This is a genomic window from Vibrio kagoshimensis (assembly GCF_050337535.1).
In the GTDB taxonomy this organism is placed as follows: domain Bacteria; phylum Pseudomonadota; class Gammaproteobacteria; order Enterobacterales; family Vibrionaceae; genus Vibrio; species Vibrio gallaecicus.
In genome coordinates this window covers 35274-51094 of record NZ_JAKJSZ010000012.1, presented here as the reverse complement: position 1 = coordinate 51094, position 15821 = coordinate 35274, and the positions used below count along the sequence as shown (strand labels likewise).

14 protein-coding genes are annotated in these 15821 nt (G+C 40.7%); 9 read left to right on the top strand and 5 right to left on the bottom strand.

From position 1 onward, the window contains the following. Positions 1-256 precede the first annotated feature (256 nt). Positions 257-1405: an L-threonine dehydrogenase gene (gene yiaY, locus L4C37_RS12790; RefSeq protein WP_137372169.1), complete on the top strand. Its 1149-nt coding sequence runs from the start codon at positions 257-259 to the stop codon at positions 1403-1405. 98 nt (positions 1406-1503) lie between these two features. Here yiaY and L4C37_RS12785 read toward each other — a convergent pair whose 3' ends face one another. Together L4C37_RS12785 and L4C37_RS12780 are read right to left on the bottom strand one after the other, a co-directional pair. Further along, the gene (locus L4C37_RS12785; RefSeq protein WP_429768815.1) at positions 1504-2031 is read right to left on the bottom strand and encodes a DUF1294 domain-containing protein; all 528 of its coding nucleotides are present in this window, start codon (positions 2029-2031) and stop codon (positions 1504-1506) included. Between the two features lie 154 nt (positions 2032-2185). Then, positions 2186-2809: an HD domain-containing protein gene (locus L4C37_RS12780; RefSeq protein ID WP_372265366.1), complete on the bottom strand. Its 624-nt coding sequence runs from the start codon at positions 2807-2809 to the stop codon at positions 2186-2188. Between the two features lie 163 nt (positions 2810-2972). Here L4C37_RS12780 and L4C37_RS12775 point away from each other — a divergent pair, with 163 nt between their 5' ends. Next, positions 2973-3611: a DUF2057 family protein gene (locus tag L4C37_RS12775; protein ID WP_429768814.1), complete on the top strand. Its 639-nt coding sequence runs from the start codon at positions 2973-2975 to the stop codon at positions 3609-3611. A gap of 102 nt (positions 3612-3713) precedes the next feature. Here the strand turns inward: L4C37_RS12775 and L4C37_RS12770 are convergent, their stop codons facing one another. Beyond that, positions 3714-4148: a YccF domain-containing protein gene (locus L4C37_RS12770; protein ID WP_137372166.1), complete on the bottom strand. Its 435-nt coding sequence runs from the start codon at positions 4146-4148 to the stop codon at positions 3714-3716. Between the two features lie 228 nt (positions 4149-4376). On the opposite strand from L4C37_RS12770, the gene L4C37_RS12765 reads away from it, so the two are divergent. After that, positions 4377-4502 carry a hypothetical protein gene (locus L4C37_RS12765; RefSeq protein ID WP_257217071.1) on the top strand — a complete coding sequence of 42 codons (126 nt, stop codon included), beginning with the start codon at positions 4377-4379 and terminating at the stop codon, positions 4500-4502. A gap of 128 nt (positions 4503-4630) precedes the next feature. Here L4C37_RS12765 and L4C37_RS12760 read toward each other — a convergent pair whose 3' ends face one another. After that, the gene (locus tag L4C37_RS12760) at positions 4631-5710 is read right to left on the bottom strand and encodes a threonine aldolase family protein (protein ID WP_429768813.1); all 1080 of its coding nucleotides are present in this window, start codon (positions 5708-5710) and stop codon (positions 4631-4633) included. Between the two features lie 100 nt (positions 5711-5810). Here L4C37_RS12760 and L4C37_RS12755 point away from each other — a divergent pair, with 100 nt between their 5' ends. The 3 genes from L4C37_RS12755 (at position 5811) to L4C37_RS12745 (ending at position 9054) form a co-directional block, all read left to right on the top strand. After that, positions 5811-6419 (top strand): HAD family hydrolase, encoded by a 609-nt coding sequence (locus tag L4C37_RS12755; protein ID WP_429768812.1) that lies wholly within the window; start codon positions 5811-5813, stop codon positions 6417-6419. A 98-nt stretch (positions 6420-6517) separates the two neighbouring features. Then, positions 6518-7138 (top strand): NAD(P)H-dependent oxidoreductase, encoded by a 621-nt coding sequence (locus tag L4C37_RS12750; RefSeq protein WP_429768811.1) that lies wholly within the window; start codon positions 6518-6520, stop codon positions 7136-7138. After that, positions 7135-9054: a monovalent cation:proton antiporter-2 (CPA2) family protein gene (locus L4C37_RS12745; RefSeq protein ID WP_273295686.1), complete on the top strand. Its 1920-nt coding sequence runs from the start codon at positions 7135-7137 to the stop codon at positions 9052-9054. Before L4C37_RS12750 ends, L4C37_RS12745 begins: the two co-directional genes overlap by 4 nt. A gap of 224 nt (positions 9055-9278) precedes the next feature. Here L4C37_RS12745 and L4C37_RS12740 read toward each other — a convergent pair whose 3' ends face one another. Continuing rightward, positions 9279-10280 carry a helix-turn-helix domain-containing protein gene (locus L4C37_RS12740; RefSeq protein WP_429768810.1) on the bottom strand — a complete coding sequence of 334 codons (1002 nt, stop codon included), beginning with the start codon at positions 10278-10280 and terminating at the stop codon, positions 9279-9281. A gap of 116 nt (positions 10281-10396) precedes the next feature. Between L4C37_RS12740 and L4C37_RS12735 the strand changes: the two genes are divergently transcribed. From L4C37_RS12735 to L4C37_RS12725, 3 genes are all read left to right on the top strand, one after another. After that, the gene (locus L4C37_RS12735) at positions 10397-12073 is read left to right on the top strand and encodes an alpha/beta hydrolase-fold protein (RefSeq protein WP_429768809.1); all 1677 of its coding nucleotides are present in this window, start codon (positions 10397-10399) and stop codon (positions 12071-12073) included. Between the two features lie 9 nt (positions 12074-12082). Continuing rightward, positions 12083-14044, top strand: coding sequence for a TonB-dependent receptor domain-containing protein (locus L4C37_RS12730; RefSeq protein WP_429768808.1), 1962 nt, complete (start codon positions 12083-12085; stop codon positions 14042-14044). A gap of 332 nt (positions 14045-14376) precedes the next feature. Then, a complete protein-coding gene (locus L4C37_RS12725) occupies positions 14377-15597 on the top strand; it encodes an MFS transporter (RefSeq protein ID WP_429768807.1) in 1221 nt (406 codons plus the stop codon). The last annotated feature ends 224 nt before the right edge of the window (positions 15598-15821 follow it).

Below are 15821 nucleotides of genomic sequence, written 5' to 3'. Positions count from 1 at the left end.
TAAAGTAAACAATCGCCTGTACCTTAAATGGAGCTTTCGGACTGAATTGCTCCATTTATAATCAAATCAAACATACACACCTTATTTATACAAACATCACTTACTTCCATAAAAACGATTGCTATATGCGCGCAATCACAACCTGTACCTATAAAGTGTTAGTTATCTTTTAAAATTGCTTCAGATCAAGAATTCAAAGCCCTTAACTCGCCAATATGAACCCAACAAAAAATCATAATTAACTTGGAGTATTCCCATGGCGAGTGCATTTTATATCCCTACAGTAAACTTAATGGGCGCTGGTTGCCTGAAAGACGCAGCAGACAATATTCAGTCTCAAGGCTTCAAAAAGGGTCTTATCGTAACTGATAAAATTCTTAACCAAATCGGTGTTGTTAAACAAGTACAAGATTTACTTAGCGATCGCGATGTAGAAGCCGTTGTTTTTGATGGCACTCAACCAAACCCAACAATGAGCAACGTTCGTGACGGTCTACAGCTTTTAACAGACAATGACTGTGATTTCGTTATTTCTCTAGGCGGTGGTTCTCCGCACGACTGTGCAAAAGGTATCGCGCTTGTCGCTTCAAATGGTGGCAGCATTGCTGATTACGAAGGCGTAGACGTTTCTGAAAAACCAATGATGCCATTGATTGCTATCAACACAACAGCTGGTACTGCATCTGAAATGACTCGCTTCTGCATCATCACTGATGAAGATCGTCACATTAAAATGGCAATTGTAGATAAGCACACAACTCCGCTTGTTTCTGTAAACGATCCTGAGCTAATGCTAGCTAAGCCTGCATCTTTGACTGCTGCAACAGGTATGGATGCGTTAACACATGCGGTTGAAGCTTATGTATCAATTGCTGCTACACCAATTACAGACGCTGTAGCAATCAAAGCTATTGAGCTTGTTCAAGCACACTTAAGAACAGCAGTAAGCAACGGTGATGACATTGAAGCTCGTGAGCAAATGGCTTATGCACAATTCATGGCTGGTATGGCATTCAACAATGCATCTTTAGGTTATGTTCACGCAATGGCTCACCAACTAGGTGGCTTCTACGACCTTCCGCACGGTGTTTGTAACGCAATTCTTCTTCCACACGTACAACGCTACAATGCGCAAGTTTGCCCTGAGCGTCTTGCTGATGTAGCTAAAGCTATGGGTGTTGATATTGAAGGCATGTCTCCAGAGAAAGGCGCAGAAGCAGCAATCGACGCGATTGTAGCATTAGCGAATGATGTAGGTATCCCTGCAGGTATCGCACAACTTGGTGCTAAGCTAGAAGATATCCCAACACTTTCTGATAACGCACTTAAAGATGCTTGTGGTTTCACTAACCCTAAACAAGCAACGCACGAAGAAATCTCAGCTATCTTCGAAGCAGCAATGTAATCATGCCTTAGGTTCTAGATACCTAAAGCCTGGCTAAACTAAAAAGCCCCGATTCATTCGGGGCTTTTCTATTCTTCTAATAAATCTTAACCACTACGCTAGGTCAATAATGAACCTAGAATAACCTCTAACTGCCTGCTTCCCGACTCGGTTAGTGTCCATACAAAAAATAAAAAATTCATTGCGGCAGTACACCAGAAAATGGCGGCAAACGTTTTATCAGAATATTTATGGTTGAAAATACATTGCCCTAATAAAGCACCGGACCATCCACCAATTAACGATAACGCATGAAATAAAGTGTCATCAATTCGCCAAGTCTTATTCCTATTAGCAGAAGCATCGAAAGCATAAACAAAAAAGGTCACCGCACTAACCAGCAGGTAAAACAGCACCATTATTGCTGGGTAGTAAACAAGCCAGATACTCGCAAACAAAATACTAAAGAACCACACAGGTATCGCCATTGAATAATTCACCACCAAAGGGCGAGGTGGTAGAACTGTTTCCTGCTTAGTTTGATCGATATTCGCGGCATTAGTGAGACTTTGAGTCGCTTGATTCCGTTCTTCAAGTTCAGCCTCAATGACGATGTCATGGCTCACTTGAACGTGTTGATGTTCCATTCCCTTCTAATCCCTTTTGCCGAGTTTACCTAGTCACATTGCTATGCTGCTCATCTTATTTCTGATGGCTTTTGATTTTATCGAGTAATTCTAGTTGCATATTTAAATATTCACCCGAATAAAACACAACAGACTTCACACTTTATCAATACAATTAGATTTCCGAGCTTAATTGTTCTAAATAGCTACGCATGAACTTGGTTCTTTTCATCGCTTCCTTTCTACCTGCAGTTGTTTTCATAGTGTCGGCTAGCTTAAATAGCTTTGAATAGAAATGGTCAACCGTATAGGTTTTATCTTCAGGGAGTCTAAGCTCACAAAATGGGTCATGCTCTGAATACAGTATAGTGCCAAAAGTAGCGCTGACTTGGATACAACGCGCAATTCCAATAGCACCAAGGGCATCTAACCTATCAGCATCTTGTATAATTTCGGCTTCTAATGTCTGTGGTGTTACGTTTGCACTAAAACTATGAGTAATAATGGCGTGATGGATCGCCTCAAAAAATTCCGTTGGATAGTTAATTTCACCAAGAAAACCAATGGCTTTATCTGCGGCTAGAAAAGCGCTATTTTTCCTTTCTGGATGATCTTTAGGGTAAGTAAAACAATCATGAAGATAAGCAGCAGGTACTACAATTTCAGGTCTAGCCTTTTCTGCCTGGCATAACTCCTTTGCGGATCTAACAACACGTAACACATGGTTAAGATCATGAGCAGCATCAGTCTGCATTGTTTGCTCTATAAAAAATTCAAACTGATTTTCAAAACTTTCCATGCGTTTTGTATCCAAGTCACTGCCCTCTTTTGAGTCATTTTTGACTTAGAACATGAATGTTTCGTTAAGATTTGGCAAGTATTTTTAAATCCCACTTTCATCACTTGAATTACATTTCTCCGCGTGAGATTGTAATTTCTCTGACCACAACAATTGTATGATTATGAAAACAATACAAAGCATCGCGTTACTTTCTTCCATCATGGCGGCTCCAGCGGTATTCGCTGACGTAGAAATACAAGTCCCTTCAAGTGTTGATATTTTAGCGGTAAACGAAGCCAGCCCAGATCTCTCTGGTGGTCTTTTCTCTTCACATAAAACTTTGACCGTTCCTGATGGCAAAAACCAAATCGTTTTCCAATATCAACTGGCGTTTGATCAGGGGAATGAGCGAGAATTTATTGATAGCGATACTATCATTGCGACATTTGAAGCCAGTGACTCGACACTAACTTTTGATCTGCCTGATTATCGTAATATCGACCAAGCCAAAGCAGGTATTAAGAATCTTGATTGGAACTTACTTGATGAAAACCAAAACGCAGTCGACCTTCGTCAAGACAAGCTAGTAAAAGGCGGGATGCAGATTGGTCGTAAGTTCCCTTTAGAAGCGGCTGATTACAACAAAAAAGGTGGGGTTGCGGCGTTAACAACCGCTTCAGTTGCAGTAGCTCAACCTGTGACATTACCGGCTAAGATCGATACTGATACCGCAAATACTACTGAAGAAATGCTTCACTTTTGGTACAGCAAAGCAGACGCTGAAACGAAGCAAAGATTCAAAGACTTCATTAATCAGTAACCAATAACCAATAACCAATAACCAATAACCAACAATCCAGTTTATTGATTAGAAACTAAAGAGCCCTGCATCCATGCAGGGCTCTGTTTATTCTGAACTTAGTTAGCCTTTGTAGTTTCTTACACGTGCCGCTTCTGCTTCGTGCTTATCAACAACGGTTTTGCCAATCGGTGCGAGTGAAATAACCGCAAGCTTCAAATGCTGAATGGCAAATGGAATACCGATTATGGTAATGAAGCAAGCCACTGCTGAAGCAATATGACCAATCGCTAGCCAAATACCGGCAAACAAGAACCAAATAATATTACCAAGCATGCCAAAAGCACTGGTGCCAATATCAGTTTCGTTCGTTAGTTCATCGCGAGAAATCGCCTCTTGCCCAAATGGGAAGAAAGAAAAATTACCCATTACAAAACAAGCTCGTCCCCATGGAATTCCTACGATGGTTAAGAAAGCTAGAATTCCGAAGAACCACCAAGCCAATCCCATGAATACGCCACCAAATAAAAACCAAATAATATTACCGAGTGTTTTCACTCTGTCTCTCCAAAGAAGTTAATCGATTAACTTCTACGACAATAGCCTATTTCATTGGTTCACTTCAAAATAATTATTAAGGCTTATTCGTTTATATAAAAAGGGATATAGCGCTTACACTTTATTTGATAGTATCCAAACCACAATGCTGCTGTTCGTCAATCACGTGTTCTTTAGCGGCTCAATTTTCTATGTTCAGCTTTATATGACATGTAAGAGGTTAATTTGATGAGTGATAATAACCAGCCTAAAAAGCCAGTGAAAAACTGGGTTCCAATTGTCTTTTTCGGTGTACTAAGCACCGTGCCTGTATTTATGTTTTTGGTCGATGTTTATATTAACCAATACATGTAATTCCTAGGCTTTCCGCCGTTCAACAACCAATAAATTGAACACCAAAAAATAGAATGATTGCCCACAAAAAAGGAGAGCCAATGCTCTCCTGTTTATCGTCTAGTAGCTCTAGAGTCAGTTGCTATGGCTTAAGCTTCTAAAGCTAAAACTAATCCATCTAAGAATTCAATAAACTCATGATCGGGCATGTTCAATAACCTATCCCCCACATACCATTCTATTTTTGACTGATTTGCTAATTCAGTAATACTAGGGTGCCCTATCCAGATGCTCTTTTCTGCGGCAAAATTATCTCTGATTTCCAGTGCTTTTTCGTAACTTACCGGTAAGTAAATGTGCAGCATATTTGCTTGCGGCTGTTCAGGATTCACCTTTAGTTGGGGGTAATCATGAAGGATTTGGTAAATTTGCCTTGTACGCTCAAATAACTGCGGCATCATTTCAATTCTTTGATCAAATTGCATAGCAGCAGATACGGCATAAGGCGTTCGGTGATATACATTACCGCCTTGTCTTTTCATCCATACTGAGGCTTTGCTTATCAGATCTTTATCTCCGAGAAGTAAAGAGCCTCCCATACCATTGAGACCTTTATATAAAGACACATAAGCACTATTAAAACCTTGTGCTATTTCTTTATATTCTTTTTGGAAAAAGGCGGCAGTCTCCCATAAACGAGCACCATCTAAATGCAGGTGAATAGATTGCTCTTTACAATATTGTTTGATCCCTTCGAGCTCTTGCCAAGTGGGAAGCTGACCACCAATTTCGCGCATAGGCAGCTCATACAATGCCGCAGATAAAGTATCCGGCCAGGCTTTTAGATCATTCACATTCCAAGTTCTAAATACATCACCAATAGGCAACACTGAAAAACGATTTTGCAACTGGTAGCCCTGACGTTCATGTCGATAAATATGACAAGTCTCGTGCATCGCCACCAGCGGGTTATTCTTTTCCTTGCAGACTAACTCTAAAACGGTTGGCTGATTCATCGTGCCGGTAATCACAAATACACCAGCTTCAAAGCCGAGAAGATCCGCCACTTTTTGTTCAAACCCCTGTAAGAAAGGTCCTTCACCATAAGTATCATGAGTAATATCGTTTTCTTCACACCATGCCGCCATTTGCGCAAACATCTCTGCGGGGCTAGGTTCATGGTGCCCTGAAATTGTGGTTGTGCACTGTACACGCAAATCCTTACTCATAATTCGTTCCTTTCGTATTTTCAAATATTAATATGAAGACTCATACAGTCTATATAAATGCAGACTACACTTAAATCAATACGTTACCTGAGGAGATAATGTGGTGCCTATTCCACTCAATATAAAAAATATTAAAGCGGTTGTGTTTGATTTAGATAACACGCTTATCAGCTCAAAAATAAACTTTCAAGGTCTAAGAGAGCAATTAAACTGCCCTGTGCATCAAGACATTTTGACCCACGCAGACAGCTTTGTTGAGGCTGCTGATAGGGAAAGCGCGCACAAGCTAATCTTAGATCATGAGCTTAGTGACGCTGAAAACTCGGTATCACTTTCAGGTTGTCATACCTTGCTTAATTATTTAGAAGATAACCACTTTCATACGGGTATCGTCACGCGTAATTGTGCTGAGGCTTCTAAATGCAAACTGGATCACTGCAACGTTACTGTTGAAGAAGTTATTTCTCGCGAACAATACGCGCCGAAACCGTCCCCAGAAGCATTAACGGCTTTAGCTGACCTTTGGCAACTTCAACCGCATCAAGTCCTATATGTGGGTGACTATTTATACGACTTAGAAGCCGCAAACAATGCAAATATGCCCAGCTGTTTAATCACACATGGTGAAGTGAAGCCATTTGAAAACTTAGCGTCTCTTTCTGTTAATCAATTAGATGACCTATTAAGTTACATTCAACGATACAGCTAACAGATTGTTCTTAAAGAATGAATCCTTTATTGTGTCAGTATACCTATGAGTCGATACATTAACCCTACGTATTAATGCGTGAAAGCCAAAGAGGACTTATGACCCAAAAAAAAGTTTTGGTGCTATTTGCCCACCCTTCACAACATCGTTCTGAAGCAAATAAACCTTTATTTGATCAAGCAAGTTCAGTTGACGGCGTAACAGCGGTTGACCTATATGCTGAATACCCAACCTTCAACATCAATATTGACCGAGAGCAAAAGCGCTTACTCGACCATGATGTCATCATTTTTCAATTCCCTCTTTACTGGTATTCAACTCCTGCCATTTTAAAAGAATGGCAAGATCTGGTCTTAGAATATGGCTTCGCCTACGGTACTGATGGCCATTCTCTTGAAGGAAAAACAATCTTTTGTAGCATCACTGCAGGCGGGAAAGAAGATGCATACCAAACAGACGGTTATAATCACTTTACGATTCGTGAATTGCTCCACCCGATAGAGCAAACCGCATCTTTATGTGGCATGAATTATCTTGCCCCCTTTGCTCTGTTTGGTGCACGTACCGCATTAGAAGAAAACCGTATTAGTGAACACATAAATAATTATAAAACACTGCTCACTGCACTGGTCGAAGATCAAGTGGACTATAAAGAAGCAGGCAAAGCAGCCAAGCTCAACCACTATCTTAAAAACATCATGGTTAAGGACAAGCAATGACTGGATATTTTTTACAAGCGTTTATCTATCTAGCAGCTGCGGTTATTGCAGTGCCCATCGCTAAACGGCTTGGGTTAGGTTCTGTATTGGGTTACCTGATTGCAGGGGTTGTGATAGGACCCATTATTGGTTTAGTCGGTGAAGAAACCACAACAATTCAGCACTTTGCCGAGTTTGGCGTAGTGATGATGCTGTTTTTAGTCGGCCTAGAACTTGAGCCTAAGATGCTGTGGTCGATGAGGCACAGACTAATGGGTTTAGGTGGTTTACAAGTAGGTGGCACCATCGCGATTGTGATGGGCATTGCGCTCTTTTTCGAGCAGCCTTGGACTATCGCCCTGACTATTGGTTTAATTTTCGCTCTCTCTTCAACGGCTATTGTTTTACAAACCTTCAATGAGAAAGGCTTGAGTAAAACAGAAGGCGGACAAAATGCCTTCTCGGTACTGTTGTTCCAAGATATTGCCGTGATTCCAATGCTGGCTTTCATTCCACTGTTAGCACTACCTGAGCTTGTTGAGTTAGCACAAAATGCCACTGCTAATGCAGCTGAACACCATGATGAGCTAAGCCTTGTTGCGGGTTTGCCTGGTTGGGCATATGGCTTAGTCATCACGGCTTCTATTGCGATTGTTGTGGTTGGCGGGCATTTCCTTAGCCGCCCTTTATTCCGTTTTGTTGCCAGCTCAGGCCTTCGTGAAATCTTTACTGCGACTGCATTAATGCTGGTAATTGGTATCGCCGCATTAATGAGCCTTGTGGGTTTATCACCTGCATTAGGTACATTCTTGGCGGGTGTCGTACTTGCCAACAGTGAATTCCGCCATGAACTCGAATCAAACATCGATCCTTTCAAAGGTTTGCTACTAGGTTTGTTCTTCATTACCGTAGGCGCTGGTATTGATTTCGGCATACTTTTCGATGACTTTGCTTTAATCATCGGTCTTACTATTGGTGTCATGGCACTTAAAGCCTTCGTCTTATTCACTTTAGCGTTAATCTTTAAAATTAAGAATAGTGACCGTTGGTTATTCACTCTTAGCCTAGCGCAAGCCGGTGAATTCGGTTTTGTACTATTAAGCTTTTCTGTACAAAACCATGTACTGCCAAATGATATCGCTCAGACATTATCACTGGTTGTTGCGCTTTCAATGTTCCTGACCCCAGGTCTTTTCATCTTATTCGACAAAGTCATTTTGCCGCGCTATGAGCAAAACTCCAACGATCGTGAAGAAGACAAAATCGAAGAAAAAGGCACAGTGATTATCGCTGGTATTGGTCGTTTTGGTCAGATAGTGAACCGTTTATTAGTTTCTAATGGTGTTAACACTGTGGTGTTGGATCACCAAGCAAACCAAGTTGATCTACTAAGACAAATTAATGTCAAATCATACTTTGGTGATGCTACTCGCCCTGACTTGCTTCATACCGCAGGAATTGAAGAGGCAGCACTGTTTGTTGTCGCCATAGATAACCAAGACTCTAGCGTTGAACTCGTGAAATACGTTAAGCACACCTACCCACATGTAAAAATACTGGCTCGTGGTTTCGACCGCGGTCATAGTTACAGGTTAAGATCAGCAGGTGCTGACTTTATAGAGTCTGAAACCTATCACTCGGCACTTGAGGTAGGAGCAGAAGCTCTGAGGGCTTTAGGGCATCACCCATTTTTTGTCGAACAACAAAAATCAACTTATAAGAGAGTAGAGAGCCGTAAATCAGAGAGGCTTTATAAAGCTTGGGCAGCAGCTGCTGAAGATGAACGTTATGACAATAACTACCGTGATATTTTCATTCAACTAGAAGAAAGTATGAAAGCAGATATGCAAAAAGATCGTTCAGACAAACACTCTCGTTCTGAACGAGGTTGGACGCCACCACCGAAAGGCTATGCAGACAACTTCGAAGATGAGTAACCTCTTTTAATCGATGATTAATGTTGAATAAACTAAAAGGCTGAACTTTATAAGTTCAGCCTTTTATGTGTCTCGTATTGCGTGTCTTAATTCCCCAGCGCCATAGTTCGCTTAACCTAGAACTCGTTTGCCCTAGAGCTATCTTTCCCTAGAGCTATCTTCACCTTATAGCCCTCTTCATTCTGCGACTTTACGCTCCACACCTAACTACATTTTATGCCTAATTACACTTCACGATTCATTGATGCAACGGGCGGATAACCAAACGTTTTTTTAAACGCAATCGTAAAGTTAGATGGGTGCCTGTACCCTGCGTTGTATGCCGCTTCCGTGACACTCGCAACACCGCGCTCTAAATGCTGACGCGCAATATCTAGCCTTCTGCGACGTATATAACTCCGAACACTACACCCTAATGCTGCTTTGAATTTTCGCTGCAAGTTTGATTCACTCATCGCTGCGTATTTAGCTAATTCTTTCGCTGGTAATTCACGTTCTAAATTTGCCTCAATGTAAGTCACAAGAGAATCCAGTGCATGCCCATTTTTGTTACTACTGGATCGAGAATCGACACTATTCGGTTCTTCTGATTCAGAATATTTCAAATCATCACAATCACTAATTTGCGAAAAAATTTCTGATATAAGCTTTTGAGTCATCGACTCTAAATTGATTTTTCCGGTTATTTCTTTTGGATCACTGTTAAGAATAATCTCCGATGTCAGCTTCAATAATGGCTCGGTTAATTTCAGTTTGAAGTGCGCTAAATGCTGTGAAATAAACACCCCAACATTGGAGTCTGTCTGAGTTCGTTCTTCTACCCATTCAACCGGCAGAACAATATTGAGTTTAGTGACATGATTCCCTTTTTGGATCACTCGCCTAAAAGTTGCAGGCTTACTTAAGTTAACAACCACTCCAACAGGTTTATCCACTGCATCAAATACAAACCTAATGTCGTCATAGCTAAAATCAAGTTTCCCTTCCAATAAAATTACGAATATCAGCGCTTTCTTCGCAGTAGAGATCACTTGAAAATCCGTCAGTTCATCGGAGGTTCCACCATGCAGTGAAAAGCTGTTATTAACTTTGTAATTAATAAGTTCCCCCTCTAATAACTCCTCCTTCGACATAGGTGAATCAGACATTAATGTATGTCGATCTTTATGCTCTACCCAACGAATTAATGCACTCTTATTAAATGAAGATGGGAGCTTATTTACCATTTTAACCTGCCGATTTTACATAACAGTTTGGTTGGTGATCATAACCAAATCCGATACTTATGATGAGAAATTCAAAGTAACATAAATGATAATAAATATCATTACGGATAAATTTAATGAGATTCTTCTTATCAGCAATACTTTGGGGAGCGGTTATGGCTGGTGTCAGTGCGAATACCTTAAACCTAGAAAAAGAACTGCACTACAAGGTGACGAGTGATGAAACCATCAAGTTACAAGTTGTCAAACCAAGCTATTATCGAGGAGGAATTAAAAGTACTCAGAGTCTAAATTGGGCAGGTGTGGTTGATTCTAATGGAGAAATAATTAAAACCCTGATCAGCTCGCCGACGAAAGAGGCTGAAATATTTTGGCTGGTTGGTAGACCTGGAAATTACGAAATTCAGTTTGTCACGCAAAAGACTTCTACCGACCTTAGCACACCAAGTAAAGTGTCTGGTGCACCCAGTACCAATGTCGAAGTTCTGCTCAAAACCATTCCGCTAAAAAACAGTCAATACGTATCACCTGAGGAAAATTCAGTTAGCCCGAAGATTCAGGAAACGGCGCATCAAATTCAGCAAAATCTAACCGATACTGAAACTAAATTCTGGCAATACGTGAATACCAATGGCGGCGCACCGCTTGTTGAATATACGGAAGACAACACGGCTATCGTCACCTTTCTTTACAAGGGACCTGTCAATAATGTCAGAGTTCTTGGCTCTCCTTACGGTGGACATGCGCACCTAAGTCAGTTAGGTAAAAGTAATATTTGGTTCCGTTCTTTTGAAGTACCAGCCGACACTCGCCTCTCTTATCGAATCGCACCTAACGTCCCTCAAATTATTGACAAAAAAGGAAGAGAGCAAAGAAGAGCAGTACTTGCTACAGCCCAACCCGATCCACTAAACCAACAAGCAATATATGGTGCTGATGACAATTTATTTGGATTAGCGTCAACCGTCACTCTTTCCAAAGCTCCAAGTGATGCCATTACCAAACCATTACGAAACCCTGAAGGAAAATTCTTCAACCATATCTATCAAAGTGAGAACGGGGGTTTACCGAGAAAAGTCACATTTTATGAACCGAATGAAACCTATCAAACAGCGAAAGATGCACCACTTTTGATTTTGTTTGATGGGGATGCCTATCTAGAAAAGGTGCCTACGCCACTCATTTTGGACAACTTAATCGCACAGAAAAAAGTCCCACCAATGAGGGCCATCTTTGTTAACACTCCTGTTCCCAGCCTTCGAGAAAAAGAACTTACCCCGAACGAATCTTATGCCGCGTTCATGGCAAATGAGTTGATGCCATGGCTATGTCTACGCCGGGATATTTGCCCTAAAGCTGAGGACACTATTTTGTCGGGTTCAAGTTTTGGAGGGTTGGCATCTATGTACATTTCACTTCAGCACCCAGAACGTTTTGGAAAGGTGCTCAGTCAATCAGGCTCCTTTTGGTGGGCTCCTCAATCTGAACTAGCTCTTTATAAAGAACACGACAATTGGGTCGCTCAACTCGCTCGCTCCCAATCCCAAAAAGACATCGACATATATCTAACTGCTGGAGTGTTTGAAATCAAGCCTCATCCAAACAGCATTCTTGAGACTAATCGTCAGCTTTATCAAACCCTCAAGTCGAAAGGGTACTCGGTACATTTACAAGAAGCCGCGAGTGGTCATGACTACTTCAGTTGGCAGGTCATGCTAGCCGAAGGGTTAACTTCGTTATTTACGAAATCCAAATCAAATACAAATACAAATACAACTAAGGATAATTCTTAAAGGAATGTTATGAAACCATATCAATTAAGCCTAGCAGTGGCGCTAAGCCTTTCAACTGCTCTCCCACTTTCAGTTTTCGCAAATACAGTGGATGTGATGGTCGTGACTGCATCACAAAATGAAACCTCCATTAAAGATGCACCCGCTTCTATTTCAGTGATTACCAATAAAGAAATTAATAAGCTACCTGCAACAGACATTACAACAGCGTTAGAAAGTGTTGCTGGTGTTCACATTTCCAAAAGCACCGGCAGTGAATCTAAAATTATCATTCGAGGTCTGCATAATCAGAACTCTTCAAATGGTAATTACACCCTTTTCTTAGTGAATGGACGTCGAGTCAGTTCTAGTGAAACCGTTATCCGTGGTGCAGGATATGATTTGTCCAGTATCCCACTGAGTTCTGTTGAACAAATAGAAGTGGTGCGCGGTCCTATGTCTTCCCTTTATGGTAGTGAAGCGATTGGCGGTGTGGTTAACGTTATTCTTAAAAAACCTGAAAATGATACCTATGTTGCTGGTAGCCTGACTTATAGCACTCCCGAAAATAATAGCGGCAACACTCTAGCCCCTGACGCGAGTGGGGAACTGAAAAGTGGTAATGTTTTTGTCACTGGCTCTATCATTCCTGACGTACTCCTTTACACCATGTCATTGGATATTAGTGATAAAGATGCTTGGTTCCCAAGCAATGCAGGGGCAAACTTCAGCCCACAAGCACAACAAGATCGTAAAACGCTCCGAGCTAACTTAACTTTGCTGCCCACCTATGAAGATGAGATATATTTTGATCTACTCTTTGCTGACGATGATAGAAAAGAGTACAGCTATTACAGCCATTTAAACTCTGTATTTGAAAGTGACTATGACAGTGAAAAACTAACGTCTACTCTTGGTTATAAACGAGACTGGGACTGGGGAGAGTCCGATCTCTCTTATTTCTATGAGAATTCAGAAGTGAGTGAAAACAACTTCCATCCAATGGTCGATGAAGCGGATATGACCCAGAATAATCATACCGTCGATGGTCGAATTGTTTTAACCGAACTTGATAGCCAAGTGATCTCTGCGGGTGGGCAGATGTCTTATACCAGCATTGAAAATGAAAGGGATTACACAAGCAGCCGCTCAGTAACTCAGAACGCCATTTATGTTCAGGATGAAATATCCGTCACCAAGGATCTCACCGCAACCTTAAGTGGGCGTATTACTCATAATAACCAATTTGGTAATGACTTTAGTCCTAGGGCATACCTTGTCTATAACGGTATCGATAATTTCACTTTTAAAGGTGGTTATGGGGAAGGCTTTAAAGCACCAACGATTTTCCAGTCTTCTGAAGACTTCTCACTCGTCAGTTGTGGTGGGCGCTGTACCTTAATCGGCAACCCAGATTTAGAAGCTCAAACGTCAAAAACCTATGAATTATCAAGTATGTACTACGCAGAACGTGGATATATTCAAGCAACACTCTTCTTCAATGACGTTAAAAACTTAATAGACCGAGATCTTGACCCATTCTTCGATGGTTCTTCAACCATCATTCAGTATGAAAATGTTGATCGTGTAGAAACAAAGGGGGTAGAGCTAGAAGGTGAGCTCGATTTATCTGAAAACTGGTCTCTAGTGTCTAATGCTACCTATACCGATGCTAAAGACACTGAGGATGATTCTGATATTTCATACACGCCAGAATGGTTAGCTAACTTAAATATCCACTGGGCTGCAAGTAAAGATCTGTCTTTTTTCACTGGGGTGAACTATACGGGTGAACAGAAAGACTCGGGTGGAGACAACCTAGATTCATACTCAATCGTGTCCCTTGGCGGTTCATATAACATCAACAGTAACTTCACGGTTAAAGCTGGTATAACTAACCTAACCGATGAACGCCTAGATAAGTCTGAACAAGATTATGAAGATACAGAAATTGGTAGAACTTATTATATAAAGTTTGATTTTGAAATTTAGAATTCACTGCCCGTCTTTGAATATAGGATTACCAAACTGAACCCTCGATATTGAATTTTTCCGCCTGAGCTTAAAGGTATTAAATGGATATTTAATAGAGGGTAACCTACCCAAATATAAGGACTGAACGTGTAAACGTGCGGTCCTTTTTATCTAACATGCTTCTTTATCTCTCCATCAAAATAAACACGATAAATATATTAGTCAGATGTGAGGTATTCCTCTATTCCCAAAAACTATAAATATCACTTTACTTAAAGTTAACTTTAAGTATTAAAGTGAATTTTAAATAAAAGGGATAAACCAGTTGGTCACATTTGATAGGGAAAATAATGAAAAATAAAACACTACCATACTTAACAGGACGATTTTTTGATGGGATAAGCTCAGGGTTATTCATGCTGGCGTTACCATGGTTAATGCTCAAGGAACCAAACATGGGAACATTTGTTGCTCTCACCGCGCTAGTCTGTACAAGCATCTCATTTATCGTCACACCATTTTTTGCCACTGTTATTGATAGACAATCGCGCAAACTCATTCTAATTTCAGCTCAGGTAGTCCAAGCGTCTACTGCTGCCCTAATCATGCTGGCTTATACGTTAGACCTAGGTAATATGTGGCTGCTCGCTTTATCTCAACTCATTTTTTGGGTGTCGAGTAATGTTGCTTGGCATACCAATAATGCCTTCACACAGGAAAACTACGACAAAAATGAGTACGCTAAAATCTCCAGTTATCAGGAAATTGTAATGCAAGGCACAACGCTTGGTGCTGGTGCGCTAGGCATTGTATTACTTGAAATGTGGGGAATGTTTGAATTTTCTTTATTTGCGGCAATTGCATCCAGTATTGCATCCATCTGTTATTACTTTACCCCTTATCGCAAGCAAATCAGAACTACGAAACGTGTCGCTTTCATAGAACAACTTAAAGAAAGTAAAACTATCTTTAGTCAAAACCTTACTTTTTACGCATTCATTTTACTGTCTTGCTTAGCATACCCAACTCTCACATTTTTAGGAAAACTTGTTCCTATTTGGTTCGCAGCTCAAAGCGTTTCAGGTGATTGGGTGGCTTGGTATAACATGGCTTTCGGGTTAGGGTCTTTATTAACGGGTGTTTTTGTTGCGAAGATTTTGAATATAGCTTCTCACCCAAGAATCATGCAATTTTCTATGCTGTCATTAACCGTGGTGTTGATATTAATGGCGAGCTTTATGCAGCCAATCTATATTGTGGCATTAACTCTTGGCTTCGGTTTCTTTAATGCTTTAATTCGTATTGCTCGAACTAACTGGATGCACCACAAGGTAGATATATCCCAAAGAGGTCGTGTGGATGGTGGGCTTGGCATGTTCGCTACCTCTGTACAAAGTTTGAGTTATGTTCTTATTGCTTTTCTCGCACACACAAACAATATAGAGAATGGCTTCATTATTATTGCAGCCGTCATTGCAATAGCGACAATTAGTATGACTTTACTCAGCAATAAGTTGGGACTAGAGCCAGAGGGATCAGGCACTACAATTCAGCCGGTCAAAGCGGAATAATACAATTTCGGGTGCAGCGCAAAAAACACCACCGTAACGCTTTTCTAAATCCAGACTTACCCTTGGAATACAGATCACATTATTTTGCAATATACGCGCCCGTAAATTATAATTATGCGACATAGATCATTGTTATAACTGGCAAGTGTTAATAAACTAGTGGCATAAATGCCTCTACATAATTTCAGTGGGCAATAAGTATTATCAATAATTACTATAAAGAA

Excerpts from the sequence above, each read along its gene's own strand:
- L4C37_RS12760 (WP_429768813.1), bottom strand. The coding sequence starts at position 5,710 with ATGAGTAAGGATTTGCGTGTACAGTGCACAACCACAATTTCAGGGCAC.
- L4C37_RS12750 (WP_429768811.1), top strand. The coding sequence starts at position 6,518 with ATGACCCAAAAAAAAGTTTTGGTGCTATTTGCCCACCCTTCACAACAT.
- L4C37_RS12775 (WP_429768814.1), top strand. The coding sequence starts at position 2,973 with ATGAAAACAATACAAAGCATCGCGTTACTTTCTTCCATCATGGCGGCT.
- L4C37_RS12740 (WP_429768810.1), bottom strand. The coding sequence starts at position 10,280 with ATGGTAAATAAGCTCCCATCTTCATTTAATAAGAGTGCATTAATTCGT.
- L4C37_RS12745 (WP_273295686.1), top strand. The coding sequence starts at position 7,135 with ATGACTGGATATTTTTTACAAGCGTTTATCTATCTAGCAGCTGCGGTT.
- L4C37_RS12730 (WP_429768808.1), top strand. The coding sequence starts at position 12,083 with ATGAAACCATATCAATTAAGCCTAGCAGTGGCGCTAAGCCTTTCAACT.
- L4C37_RS12785 (WP_429768815.1), bottom strand. The coding sequence starts at position 2,031 with ATGGAACATCAACACGTTCAAGTGAGCCATGACATCGTCATTGAGGCT.
- L4C37_RS12725 (WP_429768807.1), top strand. The coding sequence starts at position 14,377 with ATGAAAAATAAAACACTACCATACTTAACAGGACGATTTTTTGATGGG.
- L4C37_RS12735 (WP_429768809.1), top strand. The coding sequence starts at position 10,397 with ATGAGATTCTTCTTATCAGCAATACTTTGGGGAGCGGTTATGGCTGGT.
- L4C37_RS12780 (WP_372265366.1), bottom strand. The coding sequence starts at position 2,809 with ATGGAAAGTTTTGAAAATCAGTTTGAATTTTTTATAGAGCAAACAATG.
- L4C37_RS12765 (WP_257217071.1), top strand. The coding sequence starts at position 4,377 with ATGAGTGATAATAACCAGCCTAAAAAGCCAGTGAAAAACTGGGTTCCA.
- yiaY (WP_137372169.1), top strand. The coding sequence starts at position 257 with ATGGCGAGTGCATTTTATATCCCTACAGTAAACTTAATGGGCGCTGGT.